This window comes from Microbacterium sp. EYE_78 (genome assembly GCF_023149035.1).
In the GTDB taxonomy this organism is placed as follows: domain Bacteria; phylum Actinomycetota; class Actinomycetes; order Actinomycetales; family Microbacteriaceae; genus Microbacterium.
In genome coordinates, this window is the sequence record NZ_JAHXMY010000001.1 from 782,568 (window position 1) to 797,021 (window position 14,454).

Below are 14,454 nucleotides of genomic sequence, written 5' to 3' on the forward strand. Positions count from 1 at the left end.
GACGGCATGACTGCGCAGAGCCGCTCGAAGGCACTGGTTCCGCTCCTGATCGCCGCGGGGGTGCTGGCCGTCGCCGTCGTGTTGGTGCTCGTCATGTTCCTCGGTCGGCCGACGGAACCTGCCGCAGCCCCCTCGCCGTCGTCCACCCCCGTCGACCAGCAACCGTCCCCGACGCCGTCCCCGACCCCGACTCCCAGCTCGACGCCGAGCGCGAGTGCGGATGCGACACCTCGCGAGGTCGCGGTGGGCCCGGATGGCTTCGACATCGTCGCCGAGGACGGGACCAGCCTGTTCACCTATCTCTGGACCGACGATGCGGATGACGCCGTCGCGGAGCTCACCGACGTGTTCGGTGCGGAGCCGAGCGAATCGCTCGTCGAGGGTGATCAGACCCACTTCCCGGACTACACCTCGTACAACTGGGATGGGTTCGCACTGCGCGACATGATCCCCAGTGAGGGCGGCAAGTCACGGGACGAGTACTTCACCCCGTCGTACGCATCCATCACGGCGAATGAGGTGAACGGGATCGCCGTCGTGGGCGAGTTCGGTCTCGCCGTCGGACTGAGCGTCGACGACGTCCGCGCGCTCGATCCCGACGAGGAGATCGAGATGTCCGACGGCACGCCGCGATTCTTCTTCGCGACCGATCGGGACGATGACGCCGTCGAGGACGAGGTCTACGGCTATTCGCCGTGGGTCGAGACCGACGGATCCGCCGTCGTCCAGATCACCTACCGTCCGTATTCGGAGCTCTGACGGCCCTCCGCTACCACCGGCCGCGGGTCCGTGTACCGGCGTAGCCTAGAGGGGTGTCTTCCCCCGTCCTGTCCGAGTCGGCCACGTTCGACGCTGCCCGGTTGCGTGCGGATTTCCCGATCCTGCAGCAGGAGGTCAACGGGCACCCCCTGGTGTATCTGGATTCGGCTGCGACGAGTCAGAAGCCGCGGCAGGTGCTGCAGGCGGAGTACGACTTCCTGACCTCCAGCAACGCTGCCGTGCACCGCGGTGCGCACACCCTGGCCGCGGAGGCGACCGACCTGTTCGAGGACGCCCGGGCTGCGGTGGCCCGGTTCGTGGGTGCACGGCCCGAGCAGCTCGTGTGGACCAGCGGTGCCACGGCGGGGCTGAACCTCATCGCGTACAGCATCTCCAACGCGACCCTGGGTCGGGGTGCGCCCGCATCGGCCCGGTACGTGCTGCAGCCCGGGGATGAGATCGTGGTGACCGAGGCGGAGCATCACGCGAACCTGATCCCGTGGCAGGAACTCGCCGCCCGCACCGGTGCGGTGCTGCGCCACATCCCGGTCCACGACGACGGCCGGCTCGACATGGACGCCGCAGCCGACCTCATCGGCGACCGCACCCGGATCGTCGCGTTCTCGCACGTGTCCAACGTGCTCGGGATCGTGAACCCCGTCACCGAGCTCGTCGCCCTCGCCGGGCGGGTCGGCGCGCTCACGGTGATGGACGCGTGCCAATCCGCCCCGCACATGCAGCTCGACCTGCCCGCCCTCGGTGTGGACCTCGCCGTGTTCAGCGGCCACAAGATGCTCGGCCCCTACGGGATCGGCGGGCTCTACGGCCGCAGCGAGATCCTCGAAGCCCTGCCCCCGTTCCTCACCGGCGGGTCGATGATCACCACCGTCACCCTCGACGAGGCCGGGTACCTCCCCCCGCCGCAGCGGTTCGAGGCCGGGACGCAACCCATCGGCCCCGCGATCGGGCTGGCCGCAGCCGTCGCCTACCTCCAAGACGCCGGGCTCGCCGCCGTCCACGCCCACGAACAACGCCTCGCCGCACGCATGCGCGACGGCCTCATCGACATCCCCGGCATCCGCCTCCTCGGCGACGCCGACGGCGCCGAACGCGTCGGGCTCTGGGCGTTCGAGGTCGACGGGGTCCACGCCCACGACGCCGGACAATTCCTCGACGCCCAAGGCATCGCCGTCCGCGTCGGCCACCACTGCGCCGCACCCCTGCACCGCCGATTCGGGATGACCGCATCCGTCCGCGCATCCGCCGCCCTCTACAACACCGACGCCGATGTCGATGCCTTCCTGGACGCCGTCACCGGCATCCGCCCGTACTTCGGAGTGAACGCATGAACGGTCTCGACTCGCTCTATCAGGAGCTCATCCTCGATCACTCGAAGCACCCGCACGGGCGCGGCCTGTCGGAGGAGGCGGGACGCTCGGCGAGCTCGCACCAGCACAACCCGATGTGCGGTGATGACATCACCCTTCGGGTGCGCGTCGACGACGACGGAGAGCGCATCGTCGATCTGTCCTGGGAGGGGTCGGGCTGCTCGATCTCGCAGGCGTCCGCCTCGATGCTCGCCGCCCTCGTCGAGGAGGACGGCGGAGACGCCGGCCTGCCGCGGGAGGATGCCGTCGCGCTGATCGACCGGTTCCGCGAGGCGCTCCGGTCGCGCGGCAGCATCCCGCTCGACGAGGAGACGTTCGCCGATGCGGCGGCCCTGTCGGGCGTCTCGAAGTTCTCGGCGCGGGTGAAGTGCGCGATGCTCGCGTGGGTCGCGCTCGAGGACGCCCTCGCCCGGGCCTGAACGCGAGGACGCCCTCGCCCGGGCCTCAGCCGGCGGACGAGGGCGTCGCTTGGCAGGACGGTCAGGCCGTCTGCAGCACCTCGCGCTCGAGGCGAGCGTACGACGCCTCCATGCCGTCCGCCATCCCGGTGGCGAGGATCATGTCGCGCGTCTCGCGATCGGGGTACTCGATCAGCAGCGTCAGCAGCGTCGCCCCGTCCTCTTCGTAGAACTGCAGGTCGTTGGTCGTCGACGGGCCGTCCATGCCGATCATCTTCTCGGTGCTGACCGAGCGGCGCGGCTCGTCGAGCAGCAGCGTCTCGCCCTCGAAGCCGAACCGGCTCTCGGGGTTGCCGTCCTCCTCCCAGACGTTCCGGTAGTGCTCGCCGACCACGCACTCGACCATCGACCACCCGTCGGGGCCCAGCATCCACTTCTTCAGCAGTTCCGGGTCGTTGTGCGCCCGCCACACCAGGTCGCGCGGTCCGTCGACCAGGCGTGTGATGCGGACGTGCGTGTCGTCGAGCAGCTCGACGTTCGTCCCTTTGCCCTGGAACCACTCGCGGAGGTCGTGCAAGACCGTGTCGAGCTGGCCCATCGCGAGACGGGAGCCTTCGACCGCGCCCATGGCGACAACCTGCTCGAGCGCCTCCGCCGACGTGAAGTACGAGACGTTGGACAGGCGGGATCCGCCCGGCGTCTCATCGAAGGAGAAGACCATGCGCATCGACGGGAACTCAGCGATCGGCTGCCCGTGCTCGTCGGCGAATGCGTCGAGCACCTCGAAGCCGCGTCCCTCGTCGATGGAGAGGAACTCCCAGGTGCCATGGGACTTCTCGCCCTGCGGGCTGGTCATCGCGTAGTGCGCGTGGCCGCCGACGGTGAAGTCGAACTCGGTGAAGGTCGCCGGCCAGCCGGGAGGGCCCCAGAAGCGCTCGAGCTGACGCGGCTGCGTGAACGCGCGCCACAGCCGATCGACCGGGGCGTCGACGTCGGCGGTGAGCGTCATGGTGAGGTTCTCGGCATCGGTGGTGATGTCGGTGACGGGCATGTCCTTCTCCTTCTTCGGATGGGGTGTGTCAGTTCTCTGATTCGGCCAGGAAGGCGTCGAGTCGGTCGATGCGGGCGCGCCACATGTCCTCGTAGTGTGCGAGGAGCGCCCGCGCGCGGGCGATCATCGCGGGGTCCGCTCGGACCAGGCGCTCGCGACCCTCGGCGCGTTTGACGACGAGCTCCGCCGCCTCGAGGACCGCGACGTGTTTTTGCACGGCCGCGAACGACATCTCGTAGTCGGCTGCCAGAGCCGAGACGGACTGTTCGCGCTCGAGCGTGCGCCGCAGGATGTCGCGGCGGGTCCGCGTTGCGAGCGCGTGGAACACGCGGTCGATCTGTGCATCGGTGAGCTCCATTTGTGCAACCATTTGGTTGTACGTTAGGGGGTGGGATGCCGGGTGTCAAGAGGCGCCGCTCGTCGGCTTCCAGAGGGCTCCGCGACACCGGATTCGGAGGATGTCATCGGATTCGGATCGGTCGGGGCGTTCTGATCCGACTCCGGCGCGTTCCTCCGAATTCGGTGATCTCCGTCGGACGCGTGGGTGAGGTGAGTCTCATCTTCGGCCTGTGGAAACCGGCCGTTCGGGGGCGGTTTCGGCGGGGTGGATGTCGGAGGTTGCTGCTGCAATCGGGGTATGACGGATGCGGTGGAAACCCCAGATGGCGACGACCATTTCGCCACGCTGGCGGGGATCATCGCTGACGCCGGCGAGGTCAGTCTCGGCCTCGCCCGCATGCAGATCGCGGAGCTGCGCGCGCTGGCCGCGGCTGGCCGCTCGGCGCAGGCGCGGGCGCAGGCCGTCACCGCGAACACCCGCAGCGGCTTTGAGTGAACCCGACCGTGAGGCTGGCGAATCCGGCCCCCGACCGACTCGCGCGCAGCTCACGCGCAGCACACGCGCAGCACACGCGACCGCCACGCGGGGCGCACACGACCGAGGAGAAGCTCAGGCGACCGACGCGCACGCGACACAGGTCGTCGCCTGCGGACGGACCTCGAGCCGCGCGTCGGGGATGGGTGTGCCGCACCGCTCGCACACGCCATACGTGCCTGCGTCGACCCGCGACAGGGCGGTCGCGACCTGCGCCAGCTCATCGCGCGTCGAGATCCGCAGCGCCTCGACGCGTTGCCATTCACCCGAGAGCGTGGACCCCTCGGGGTCGTGCTCGTCATCGGCGTTGGCATCGGCCCGGTCATTCCGGAGGTCGGCATCGTCGTCGTCGAGCCGGGCGAGCAGCGACTCGAGCTCGGCCCGCCGTTCGCGCAACCTCCCGACCGGATCCACCCCGCCATCGTAGGGCTACCGCCCGACACGAGGGCCGTCAAGACCGTCGCCGCATCAGCTCCCCACCACGAGAGTGGGCATCTGACCGAAGGGAGCCACCATGGCCGAAGACGAAGGCACCGACGCCACCGAATCCACCGAAGGCACCGACACCACCGAGGGCGCGGAGCACGCCGACCCCGAGGAGATGCCCGACACCGACGAGCTCGAGGAGCCGAGCGTCGCGAAGGAGCCCGGCGAAGAGCCGAAGGCACCCCCGCAGCAGGACGGGGAGCCCAGCCATCACGCGGTCGGCATCGGCGTCGTCGAATCGGGTCCGGTCGACCCGGGCGAGAGCCCCGACGAAGACCCCTACGAAGCCTGACGGCCGCTGTCCTCCGCGGTCCCCGTCACGGAAACGCCGTCGCTGCCGAGGAGACACTGGATCGTCCGATCGCGGTCGGTCCCGTCCCAGCCGCCCTCGGCGGGCACGTAGTACGAGAACTCGAGGGGCGAATCCTCGTAGGGGGCTCTGACGAATACGCCGAACTCGTTGAGGCAGCCCTCCTCGGCTTCGGCGGCCACCGCGTCGTCGCCCGGATACTCCCCGTTCGGCAGCGTGAACACGTGGTACACCTCATACGTGTGCGGGTCGTCGCAGGGGATCGCGGCGACGCTGGACACGGAGTCCTCGGGAACGTCCGGATCGGACTCGCTCGACTCGTCGAAGCAGTCCCCGACCTCGAGGTCGTACACGTCGAGCTCGCCACCCACGGTGATCTCGCCCGACGCGTCGCGGTAGACCATCCCGGACATCTCGTAGAAGATCGCCTCGCTGCACCCGACCAGCACTGGCGCCGCGAGGAGCAGCCCCGCTGCGCCGAGCAACCCCGCTCGCCTCGCGCGTGTCGACATGTGGTCCCCCGGGAGTGCGCGCCGAGGTGACGGCGCCAGCGTAGCCGACAGGGGTGGGATGCCGGTGGCCCGCCGATAGGATGATGGCGACCCCCGGCATCCCTCAGCCTTGGAGCCCAGCCGCGTGAGCACCCCAACCACTCCCTCCGTCGCCGACACCGTCGAGAACGCCATCGCCACGCCGGAGAGGGAACAGCCCTTCGCCGCGCTCGGCCTGAAGCCCGACGAGTACGACCGTATCCGCAAGATCCTCGGGCGCCGCCCCACCTCGGGCGAGCTGGCGATGTACTCCGTCATGTGGAGCGAGCACTGCTCCTACAAGTCCTCGAAGATCTACCTGCGCCGCTTCGGCGACAAGGTCTCGGACCAGATGAAGGAACGGCTCATGGTCGGCATGGGCCAGAACGCCGGCGTCGTCGACGTCGGCGAGGGCTGGGCCGTCACCTTCAAGGTCGAGTCGCACAACCACCCGAGCTACATCGAGCCGTTCCAGGGCGCCGCGACGGGCGTCGGCGGCATCGTCCGCGACATCATCTCCATGGGCGCGCGCCCCGTCGCCGTCATGGACCAGCTGCGCTTCGGCGCCATCGACGACCCCGACACCGCCCGCGTCGTGCACGGCGTCGTCAGCGGCATCAGCTTCTACGGCAACTGCCTCGGCCTGCCGAACATCGGCGGCGAGACCGTCTTCGACAAGGTCTACCAGGGCAACCCGCTCGTGAACGCCCTCGCGGTCGGCGTCCTCCGCCACGAGGACATCAAGCTCGCCAACGCCACCGGCGCCGGCAACAAGGTCGTCCTCTTCGGTGCCCGCACGGGCGGCGACGGCATCGGCGGTGCCTCGATCCTCGCCTCCGACACGTTCGCCGACGGCGGCCCGACCAAGCGCCCCGCTGTGCAGGTCGGCGACCCGTTCGCCGAGAAGGTGCTCATCGAGTGCTGCCTCGAGCTGTACCAGGGCGAGCTCGTCGAGGCGATCCAGGACCTCGGCGCCGCGGGCATCTCGTGCGCCACGAGCGAGCTCGCCGCCAACGGCGGCTCGGGCATGAAGGTCGACCTCGAGAAGGTGCTGCTGCGCGACCCGTCGCTCACGCCCGAGGAGATCCTCATGAGCGAGAGCCAGGAGCGCATGATGGCGATCGTCGCGCCCGAGAAGCTCGACGCGTTCCTCGCGGTCGTGCAGAAGTGGGATGTCGAGACGAGTGTCCTCGGCGAGGTCACCGGTGACGGCCGCCTGCAGATCTTCTGGCACGGCGAGCAGATCGTCGACGTCGACCCCTCGACCGTCGCGGTCGACGGCCCCGTCTACGAGCGCCCCGTCGCCTACCCGACCTGGATCGACGCGCTGCGCGACGACTCGGCCGCGCACCTCGAGCGCAGCGACGCCCCGGAGGTCCTGCGCGAGCAGTTCCTGCAGTTGCTCGGCAGCGCGAATCTCGCCGACACGTCGTGGATCACCAACCAGTACGACTACTACGTCATGGGCAACACCGCGCTCAGCTTCCCCGACGACGCGGGCATGATCCGCGTCGACGAGGAGTCCGGCCTCGGCTTCGCCATCGCGACCGACTGCAACGGCCGCTACTGCCAGCTCGACCCGTACGCCGGCGCGCAGCTCGCCCTCGCCGAGGCCTACCGCAACGTCGCCGTCACCGGCGCGCAGCCGACCGCCGTCACCGACTGCCTCAACTTCGGCAGTCCCGAGAACCCTGAGGTGATGTGGCAGTTCGGCCAGGCCGTCGACGGCCTCGCCGACGCGTGCCTCGAGCTCGGCGTCCCGGTCACCGGCGGCAACGTCAGCTTCTACAACCAGACCGGCGACCAGCCGATCTTCCCGACCCCGGTCGTCGGCGTGCTGGGCATCATCGACGACGTCGCCCGCCGCATCCCGAGCGGTTGGCAGGACGCCGGCGAGAACATCTACCTGCTCGGCACGACCTCGACCGAGCTCGACGGCTCGGCGTGGGCCGGCACCGTGCACGACCACCTCGGCGGCCGCCCGCCGAAGGTCGACCTCGCCGGCGAGAAGACCCTCGCCGGTCTCCTGCAGGCCGCCCGCGACGAGATGCTCGTCTCGAGCGCGCACGACCTGTCGGCCGGCGGTCTCGGCCAGGCCCTCGCCGAGGCGACGATGCGCTTCGGCGTCGGCGCCCGCGTGTGGCTGCGCGAGATCATGGAGCGCGACGGGGTCGATGCCGCGACCGCCCTGTTCAGCGAGTCGACCGGCCGCGTCATCGTGTCGGTGCCCCGCGAGGAGGACGTGAAGTTCCGTGGCCTCTGCGAGGGGCGCGGCTACCCGGTCCTCCGCATCGGCGTGACCGACTCGGCACCCGCAGGAGAGCAGCCGGCGCTCGAGGTGCAGGACGTCTTCTCGATCCCGGTGCCCGAGCTGCGCCGCATCTCGAAGGCGACGCTGCCGGAGGCCTTCGGCGCGATCGTCGACGAGGTGCCCGCGTGAGCGACGATCCGGAGTACGCCGAGTTCATCGGGCGCAAGCGCGCCCGCACCAAGGTGATCGCCTGGACGGTCATCGTGTCGATGGTGCTGGTGGGCGGCGGCGCGACCGTCCTCACCCTGCTGTTCGGCTGACCCGCGGCATGGATGCCACCGCGCCTGCCCTCCCGGGTCGCGCGGTGCTGCAGCAGCGCTGGAGCGGCGCGTGCTTCCTGCACTGGCGCGTCGACCCGGCGCGGGTCGCGCCGCTCCTGCCACCCGGGACCGAGCCCGACGTGTTCGACGGGTCGGCGTGGGTCGGCCTCATCCCGTTCGTCCTGAGCGAGTTCCGCTTCCTCCCACTCCCTCCGGTCCCGTTCGTCGGCCGGTTCGTCGAGATCAACGTGCGGACGTACGCGAGGGATGCCGACGGCCGCCGCGGCGTCGTCTTCCAGACACTCGAGGCCGAGCACCTGCTCCCGGTCCTCGGCGCACGCGCCGTGTTCGGGTTGCCCTACCGATGGGCGAAGGCCGCGGTCCGCACCGACGGCGGCGCGCTCGAGTACGCGTCGCGACGGCATCCCGGGTTCGGCGACCGCGTGCGCACCCGCATCCGCGTCGTCCCGGGGACGCAAGTCGTCGACGACGAGCTGAGCCGGTTCCTCACGGCCCGATGGGGCTTTCACGAGCGGCACCTGGGCCGCACGATCTGGGCAGCGAACGAGCACGAGCCGTGGCCGCTGGTGCGAGCCGAGCTCGAGCGCCTCGACGACGGCCTGCTCGCGGATGCCGGATTTCCGGATCTCGCGGGCCGGGCGCCGGATTCGGTGCTCGCGATGCCGGCCGGCCACCCGGGGGTCGTCACCCGGTTCTCAGCCGCATCCGTCGTGCGCTCCTGAGAACACTGTCACCGAGCGCGGATAGCATTGCCGCATGCAGCTCTGGGTCGTCGCGATCGGGGCCGCGGTGGCGGAGTTCTGGTGGGTGGCGCCCGCCGCAGCCGGAGCCGGCGCGGTCGGATTCGTCGGCGTGCGCCGTGGTCGGTCCACCCGTGCCCGGCGCCTGGGACTGCACGCCGCGCAGCGCGAGTTGCAGCAGGCCCGCTCCGACGCGATCGGAGCCCGAGCCGCCGCCCGCGTCGCGCAGGCCGAGCTGACCCGGATGGAGGCCGAACGGGCCGCAGGTCGGGTCCGGCCCGAGGACGTCCGACTCGCGCGACGCGCGCTCGACGACGCGCAGCGCGCCAAGGCGTCGGCCACCGCGACCATCCGCGTCGCCCGCGCGCGCGTCGGCGCTGAGCGTGCCGCCGTGCCCGCCCGCGGCACCGACCCGCAGCACCTCCCGCTCGCCCGCCTGATGGCCTCGCACGACGCGGTCGCTGCGCGCTGGATGGAGTACGAGACGGATGCCGCGCGCCGCCTCGCGTTCCCCGCGCTGAGCGACGCCCGGGTCCCGGCGACGAGCGAGTTCCTCCGCCTCGAAGGCATCGCCCGTGAGCTGCGCCCGGCATCCGCCCTGGCGAAGACCAGCCCCGACGAGTTCGCGGCCTATCGGTCCGCGGTCGACGCGGTCCGCCGGGCCTTCGACGCCGCCGAGCAGGAGGCGTGGCGCCTCGCCGGCCACCGCCCGGAGGGCGTCCCGAACGATCCGCCGCTCACCCAGCGGTGGACGGTGGTCGCGACCGAGGCGCTGGCCCGCTCGGTCGACGGGCTGACGCGAGCCGCGGAGGGTGCGGCATCCGCTCTCGACGCCTATCGCTCGCGGCGCGACGGTCGTGACCGCGACCAGCCTCGCCCGTAAGGTGGAGCGGGTGGACGGGTTCTGGGCTTTCGCGAGCAGCTACTGGTGGCTCGTCTTCCCGCTGTTCGGACTCGCCTCGGCCGCAAGTGGCTCCTGGGCTGCCGCGTCCAAGCGCCGCCACAAGCAGCGACTCGAGATCATGAAGGCGAAAGCCGAGCTCACCACGGCGCGCGCCGCCGCGAAACGCGGTGTCGGGTCGGCCTCGGCCGCAGAGATCGAGGCGCCGTCGCAGTCCCTCACCGACCAGCTCGACGACCTCCGCGCCGTCCACGACGAGGTCACCCACCGTTGGCTCGACTACGAGCTCGACGTCGCCAAGCTCATCGCCTTCCCGTCGATGAGCGACGGGCGCGACCCGCTGACCGCGGGGTTCCTCCGCGCGAAGAAGGTCGCCGACCGTGCGAAGCCGGCCGACGGGGTGAAGCCGTCGGCCGAACAGGTGACGGAGTACCGCCGTGCCGTCACCGACTTCGAGGTCGCCTTCGACCTCGCCGAGCGCGAGGCGCGGCGGGTGCGGGACTCGGGACTGACCGATGCCGAGCGGAAGCGGCTCGCCACGGCATCCCGCATGCTCGCCGTCGCGACGGACGACGCGGCCACACCGGCGGAGCGGCACCTGGCGTATCAGCGCGTGCGCGAGGAGATCGACGGCCTCATCGCCCTGTCGGACGAGGCCGTCGAGGTGCTCGAGAAGAAGGTGGCGCAGCCGCTCACCGAGCGCCCGTCGACGGAACCTCCGGCGCCCGCACGCTGATCCGCTCCCGGGCGTAGACGACGACCAGGGCGCCGGCCACCGCGGTGACCACCGCGCCGACGACGAGCAGCGTCCCTCCGCCGATGCGATCCACGAGAGGCGACCTGCCGAGGTGAGTGCGGCGACACGGTGCATCCCCCGATCGCAGCACAACGGGGACCCGGCCGCAGCCGGATCCCCGTCGAACGCCCGCGGTCAGTCCGCGATGAGGGTGTCGTACGCGTCGGTGTGGGCCGCGATCCACTCGTCGATCGCGTCGGCCTCCTTGCCCTCGCCGAACTCGTTCACGACGGTGTCCTCGAGCGACGCGTACTGCTCGTCGTCCAGCGAGATGCCCGCGATGTACTCAGCAGCCTCGGGGAACTCCTCGGCGAACCCGGCGGTGCCGAGGAAGTGGAGCGCCTCGGCCTCGCCCATCGCGCCGCGCGGGTCCTCGAGGTCCTTCAGGCCGTACGCCTCGTTGGCCCAGAAGGGACGCCACGAAGTCACGACGATGTCGCGTTCGGCGGCGATCGCGCTGTCGAGCTCGGTGAGCATCGCCGCGGTCGACGAGGTCTTCAGCTCGTACGTGCCGTCGAGGCCGTACTCGGGGATCATCGAGTCCTGCGTCTGGGCGGTGAGGCCCGCTCCCGGCTCGATGCCGAAGACGGTGCCGTCGAAGCGGTCGGCGTTGTCGGCGAGGTCCTCGATCGAGTCGATGTCGACGTACTCGGGGACGGCGATCGTCAGCTTCGCGTTGCCGTAGTACGCCCCGAGGTCCTCGATCTGGTCGCCGTACTTCTCCATGTAGGACTTGTGGGTGAGCTCCGGCCATGCCGACGGGTAGATGTCGACGTCGCCCTGTGCGAGGCCGGCGTAGAGCGGCCCCGCCTCGGTGAGCTCCTGCATCTCGACCGTGTAGCCGATCTTCTCGAGCTGGTCCTCGAGCAGGTACGCCGTGCTGAGGCCGTCGGTCCACGACGGCAGGAAGCCGAGCGTGATGGTGCCGAGGTCGCCGTCGCCGCCCTCGTTCGAGCCGCCTTCGGCCTGGTTGCCGCTCGCGCAGCCGGCGAGGGCGAGGGATGCCGCGGCGCCGAGCGCCACGAGACCGGTGAAGTGTCGCTTGTTCATCGTGTGCCTTCCGTATGTGATTGCTGGTTCCGTATCGTGCAGGTCCGGGTGCATCCGGACCGTGCGGCCCGAGGCCGCACGTCTGTGGGGGTCAGGCCCCGGTGGAGATGGGCGCGCGCCGGGGCGACGCCGTCTCGCGCTCGGCCGCGGCCGCGGCGTCCTGCGCCGGGGTCGCGGCAGTCGTCGCGCCGTCCTTCGCGCCACCGCGCCGACGCGAGACCGCCCCGAGCAGCGAGCTGCGCTGACCCTTCAGGTCTCCGAGGGCGCCGGTCAGCCGATCGAGGTACACGGCGAGGATGACGACGCTGAGGCCGGCTTCGACGCCCTTCGCGATGTCGACGGTCGACATCGCCTGCACGATCTCCTTGCCGAGCCCGTCGGCGCCGGCGATGCCCGCGATGACCGCCATCGACAGGGCGAGCATGATCAGCTGGTTGACCCCGGCCATGATGCTGGGCATGGCCAGCGGCAGCTGCACACCGCGCAGGATCTGCCCGGGGGTCGCGCCGAACGCGTGCCCGGCCTCGACCGTCTCGGAGTCCACTCCGCGGATGCCGAGCTCGGTGAGTCGCACGCCCGGGGGAAGGGCGAAGATGACCGTCGCGACGACGCCCGGGACGACGCCGATGCTGAAGAACACGATCGCCGGGATCAGGTACACGAACGCCGGCATGCTCTGCATGAGGTCGAGGATCGGACGCACGGCGGCGCTCAGCCGGTCGTTGCGCGCCGTCGCGATGCCGACCGGCACGGCGATGACGACCGCGATGAGCGCGGCGATGAGGACCAGCGCGAGCGTCTGCATGGAGGTCACCCACTGGCCGACCGCGAGGATCAGGACGAAGCTGACGACCGTCCCGAGCGCGAAGCGCCACGAGCGGAACACCCACGCCAGGGCTGCGAGGATCGCGATGACGGCGACGATCGGCAGGCTCAGCAGGACGTCGGCGAGGGTGTCGACCAGCCAGCCGACAGCCGTCGAGACGGCCGACAGCAGCCAGCCCAGGTTGTCACGGATCCAATCGACGCCGGCGTCCGCCCACTCGCCGATCGGGATGCGGAACCCGTCCATCAGCGCACCTCCTCCTTCTCGGATGCCGCTGCTCCGTCGGCGGCACCTGCCAACGCCTCGTCGATCACGGCGCCCGGCACCGGGTCGAGGATGACCGGGATCTCAGTCGTCTCAGTGGTCTGGGGGCCGAGGGCGGTGAGCAGCGTGATCCGCGGGATGACGCCGACGAGGCGGCCATCGGCATCCGTCACCGCGAGCGGCAGCGGCGACTCGGCAGCGGGGACGAACAGGTCCATGAGCACGTCGTCGCGGCCGACGGCCTGCGGCACGGGCCGCAGCATCGACGCGAGCGAGCTCTCGCCGCGACGGACGAGCTTCAGGGCGTCGCGGTCGGTGATCATGCCGACGAGGGTGCGGCTGCGGTCGGTCACATAGACGGCGGCCATGCGGGCGTCGCGCATGGTGCGCAGGGCCGTGCGGGGGCCGGCGGCATCCGTCACCGACACCGAGCCGGGACGCTCCATGACGTTCGCGGCGGTCAGCACGCGGGCGCGGTCGACGTCCTGGACGAACTGCTCGACGTAGTCGTTGGCGGGGTCGGTCAGGATGTCCTCGGGCGTGCCGATCTGGACGATGCGGCCGTCGCGCATGACCGCGATCCGGTCGCCCAGGAACATCGCCTCGTTCAGGTCATGGGTGATGAAGACGATCGTCTTCTGCAGCTTCTGCTGCAGTTCGAGCAACTGCTCCTGCATCTCGCGACGGATGAGCGGGTCGAGCGCACTGAACGCCTCGTCCATCAAGAGGATGTCGGTGTCGGCGGCGAGCGCGCGGGCGATGCCGACGCGCTGCTGCATGCCGCCCGAGAGCGCGGACGGCAGCTTGTCGCCCCAGCCCTCGAGGCCCACGAGCGCGAGGATCTCCTCCGCCTTCGCGAGACGCTCGGCCTTGGGGGCGCCCTGCAGCTCGAGCGGGTAGGCGACGTTGGCGGCGACCGTGCGGTGCGGCAGCAGCGCGAAGTGCTGGAACACCATCGCGATGCGCTCGCGACGGATGCCGCGCAGTTTCGAGGCGGGGATGCCGGTGATCGGCTCGCCGTGGACCAGGACCTCTCCCCCGGTCGCGTCGTGCAGGCCGTTGAGCATGCGGATGATCGTCGACTTGCCCGAGCCCGACAGGCCCATGATGACGAAGATCTCGCCCTTCTCGACGCGGAAGCTCGCGTCGATGACGGCGGCGGTGCCAGCATCGCGGACCCGATCGCGGGACTCCCCGGACTGGAGGCGCTTCACCGCCTGCCCGGGATTGCGTCCGAAGACTTTGAACAGGTTCTTCGCTTCGACAGCGGCAGTTGTCACGTGCTTCCCTCGGCGGGCGCGCACGCGTCCGCATCGGTAGCGCCCGGGTGGCGATCACCGGCATCCGCACGAGCGTCATCCACTCGAGTGCGAAGCTTCGGCGACGAACATCGGGATCGTCGCCCAGACCGCCGACCATACGTCTGTGCGTCGCCGCCTCGGGAAGGCGGGTCGAACAGCCGCGGACTGGTCGTCGAGGGCACCATGCC

The 14,454-nt window shown here is 70.6% G+C and carries 17 protein-coding genes; 10 read left to right on the plus strand and 7 right to left on the minus strand.

The annotated features are described in order from the left end of the window. The first annotated feature begins 6 nt into the window (after positions 1 to 6). From KZX17_RS03720 to sufU, 3 genes are read left to right on the plus strand one after another with little or no spacing between them, the layout of a single operon-like run. Positions 7 to 759, plus strand: coding sequence for a hypothetical protein (locus KZX17_RS03720; protein ID WP_248170689.1), 753 nt, complete (start codon positions 7 to 9; stop codon positions 757 to 759). Between the two features lie 53 nt (positions 760 to 812). Continuing rightward, positions 813 to 2,108, plus strand: coding sequence for a SufS family cysteine desulfurase (locus KZX17_RS03725; RefSeq protein ID WP_248170688.1), 1,296 nt, complete (start codon positions 813 to 815; stop codon positions 2,106 to 2,108). Continuing rightward, positions 2,105 to 2,566 (plus strand): Fe-S cluster assembly sulfur transfer protein SufU, encoded by a 462-nt coding sequence (gene sufU / locus KZX17_RS03730; protein WP_248170687.1) that lies wholly within the window; start codon positions 2,105 to 2,107, stop codon positions 2,564 to 2,566. Before KZX17_RS03725 ends, sufU begins: the two co-directional genes overlap by 4 nt. A gap of 61 nt (positions 2,567 to 2,627) precedes the next feature. Here the strand turns inward: sufU and KZX17_RS03735 are convergent, their stop codons facing one another. After that, positions 2,628 to 3,596, minus strand: a complete 969-nt coding sequence (locus tag KZX17_RS03735) for an SRPBCC family protein (protein ID WP_248170686.1) — start codon at positions 3,594 to 3,596, stop codon at positions 2,628 to 2,630. Positions 3,597 to 3,624: 28 nt separating this feature from the next. Then, a complete protein-coding gene (locus KZX17_RS03740; protein WP_248170685.1) occupies positions 3,625 to 3,966 on the minus strand; it encodes a helix-turn-helix transcriptional regulator in 342 nt (113 codons plus the stop codon). Between the two features lie 267 nt (positions 3,967 to 4,233). Between KZX17_RS03740 and KZX17_RS03745 the strand changes: the two genes are divergently transcribed. Then, entirely contained in the window at positions 4,234 to 4,431 is a 198-nt protein-coding gene (locus tag KZX17_RS03745) for a hypothetical protein (RefSeq protein WP_248170684.1), read from the plus strand. Positions 4,432 to 4,545: 114 nt separating this feature from the next. Here the strand turns inward: KZX17_RS03745 and KZX17_RS03750 are convergent, their stop codons facing one another. After that, positions 4,546 to 4,884: a TraR/DksA C4-type zinc finger protein gene (locus KZX17_RS03750; protein WP_248170683.1), complete on the minus strand. Its 339-nt coding sequence runs from the start codon at positions 4,882 to 4,884 to the stop codon at positions 4,546 to 4,548. A 100-nt stretch (positions 4,885 to 4,984) separates the two neighbouring features. Between KZX17_RS03750 and KZX17_RS03755 the strand changes: the two genes are divergently transcribed. Then, positions 4,985 to 5,248 carry a hypothetical protein gene (locus KZX17_RS03755; RefSeq protein ID WP_248170682.1) on the plus strand — a complete coding sequence of 88 codons (264 nt, stop codon included), beginning with the start codon at positions 4,985 to 4,987 and terminating at the stop codon, positions 5,246 to 5,248. Here the strand turns inward: KZX17_RS03755 and KZX17_RS03760 are convergent. Further along, entirely contained in the window at positions 5,236 to 5,778 is a 543-nt protein-coding gene (locus KZX17_RS03760) for a septum formation family protein (RefSeq protein WP_248170681.1), read from the minus strand. The genes KZX17_RS03755 and KZX17_RS03760 overlap by 13 nt on opposite strands. 124 nt (positions 5,779 to 5,902) lie before the next feature. Here KZX17_RS03760 and purL point away from each other — a divergent pair, with 124 nt between their 5' ends. Genes purL through KZX17_RS03780 form a run of 5 tightly spaced genes read left to right on the plus strand, consistent with a single transcriptional unit; the run spans position 5,903 to position 10,765 of the window. Further along, the gene (gene purL / locus KZX17_RS03765; protein ID WP_248170680.1) at positions 5,903 to 8,236 is read left to right on the plus strand and encodes a phosphoribosylformylglycinamidine synthase subunit PurL; all 2,334 of its coding nucleotides are present in this window, start codon (positions 5,903 to 5,905) and stop codon (positions 8,234 to 8,236) included. Next, a complete protein-coding gene (locus tag KZX17_RS15000) occupies positions 8,233 to 8,367 on the plus strand; it encodes a hypothetical protein (protein ID WP_282443369.1) in 135 nt (44 codons plus the stop codon). The genes purL and KZX17_RS15000 overlap by 4 nt, the downstream gene beginning before the upstream one ends. An 8-nt stretch (positions 8,368 to 8,375) precedes the next feature. Beyond that, entirely contained in the window at positions 8,376 to 9,110 is a 735-nt protein-coding gene (locus tag KZX17_RS03770) for a YqjF family protein (protein WP_248170679.1), read from the plus strand. Between the two features lie 34 nt (positions 9,111 to 9,144). Then, complete coding sequence (locus tag KZX17_RS03775; protein ID WP_248170678.1) at positions 9,145 to 10,011, plus strand: hypothetical protein; 867 nt, start codon at positions 9,145 to 9,147, stop codon at positions 10,009 to 10,011. Then, positions 9,986 to 10,765, plus strand: a complete 780-nt coding sequence (locus KZX17_RS03780) for a hypothetical protein (protein WP_308194509.1) — start codon at positions 9,986 to 9,988, stop codon at positions 10,763 to 10,765. Before KZX17_RS03775 ends, KZX17_RS03780 begins: the two co-directional genes overlap by 26 nt. Before the next feature lie 195 nt (positions 10,766 to 10,960). Here KZX17_RS03780 and KZX17_RS03785 read toward each other — a convergent pair whose 3' ends face one another. The 3 genes from KZX17_RS03785 to KZX17_RS03795 form a co-directional block, all read right to left on the minus strand. Beyond that, entirely contained in the window at positions 10,961 to 11,875 is a 915-nt protein-coding gene (locus KZX17_RS03785; protein WP_248170677.1) for a glycine betaine ABC transporter substrate-binding protein, read from the minus strand. Between the two features lie 91 nt (positions 11,876 to 11,966). Next, complete coding sequence (locus KZX17_RS03790) at positions 11,967 to 12,947, minus strand: proline/glycine betaine ABC transporter permease (protein ID WP_248170676.1); 981 nt, start codon at positions 12,945 to 12,947, stop codon at positions 11,967 to 11,969. Further along, positions 12,947 to 14,245 carry a glycine betaine/L-proline ABC transporter ATP-binding protein gene (locus KZX17_RS03795; protein ID WP_248170675.1) on the minus strand — a complete coding sequence of 433 codons (1,299 nt, stop codon included), beginning with the start codon at positions 14,243 to 14,245 and terminating at the stop codon, positions 12,947 to 12,949. Before KZX17_RS03795 ends, KZX17_RS03790 begins: the two co-directional genes overlap by 1 nt. Positions 14,246 to 14,454 lie beyond the last annotated feature (209 nt).

Bases quoted from the DNA above. Each gene is read 5' to 3' on its own strand.
- KZX17_RS03720 (WP_248170689.1), top strand. From the start codon at position 7: ATGACTGCGCAGAGCCGCTCGAAGGCACTGGTTCCGCTCCTGATCGCC.
- sufU (WP_248170687.1), top strand. From the start codon at position 2,105: ATGAACGGTCTCGACTCGCTCTATCAGGAGCTCATCCTCGATCACTCG.
- KZX17_RS03735 (WP_248170686.1), bottom strand. From the start codon at position 3,596: ATGCCCGTCACCGACATCACCACCGATGCCGAGAACCTCACCATGACG.
- KZX17_RS03740 (WP_248170685.1), bottom strand. From the start codon at position 3,966: ATGGTTGCACAAATGGAGCTCACCGATGCACAGATCGACCGCGTGTTC.
- KZX17_RS03745 (WP_248170684.1), top strand. From the start codon at position 4,234: ATGACGGATGCGGTGGAAACCCCAGATGGCGACGACCATTTCGCCACG.
- KZX17_RS03755 (WP_248170682.1), top strand. From the start codon at position 4,985: ATGGCCGAAGACGAAGGCACCGACGCCACCGAATCCACCGAAGGCACC.
- KZX17_RS03760 (WP_248170681.1), bottom strand. From the start codon at position 5,778: ATGTCGACACGCGCGAGGCGAGCGGGGTTGCTCGGCGCAGCGGGGCTG.
- KZX17_RS03770 (WP_248170679.1), top strand. From the start codon at position 8,376: ATGGATGCCACCGCGCCTGCCCTCCCGGGTCGCGCGGTGCTGCAGCAG.
- KZX17_RS03775 (WP_248170678.1), top strand. From the start codon at position 9,145: ATGCAGCTCTGGGTCGTCGCGATCGGGGCCGCGGTGGCGGAGTTCTGG.
- KZX17_RS03785 (WP_248170677.1), bottom strand. From the start codon at position 11,875: ATGAACAAGCGACACTTCACCGGTCTCGTGGCGCTCGGCGCCGCGGCA.
- KZX17_RS03790 (WP_248170676.1), bottom strand. From the start codon at position 12,947: ATGGACGGGTTCCGCATCCCGATCGGCGAGTGGGCGGACGCCGGCGTC.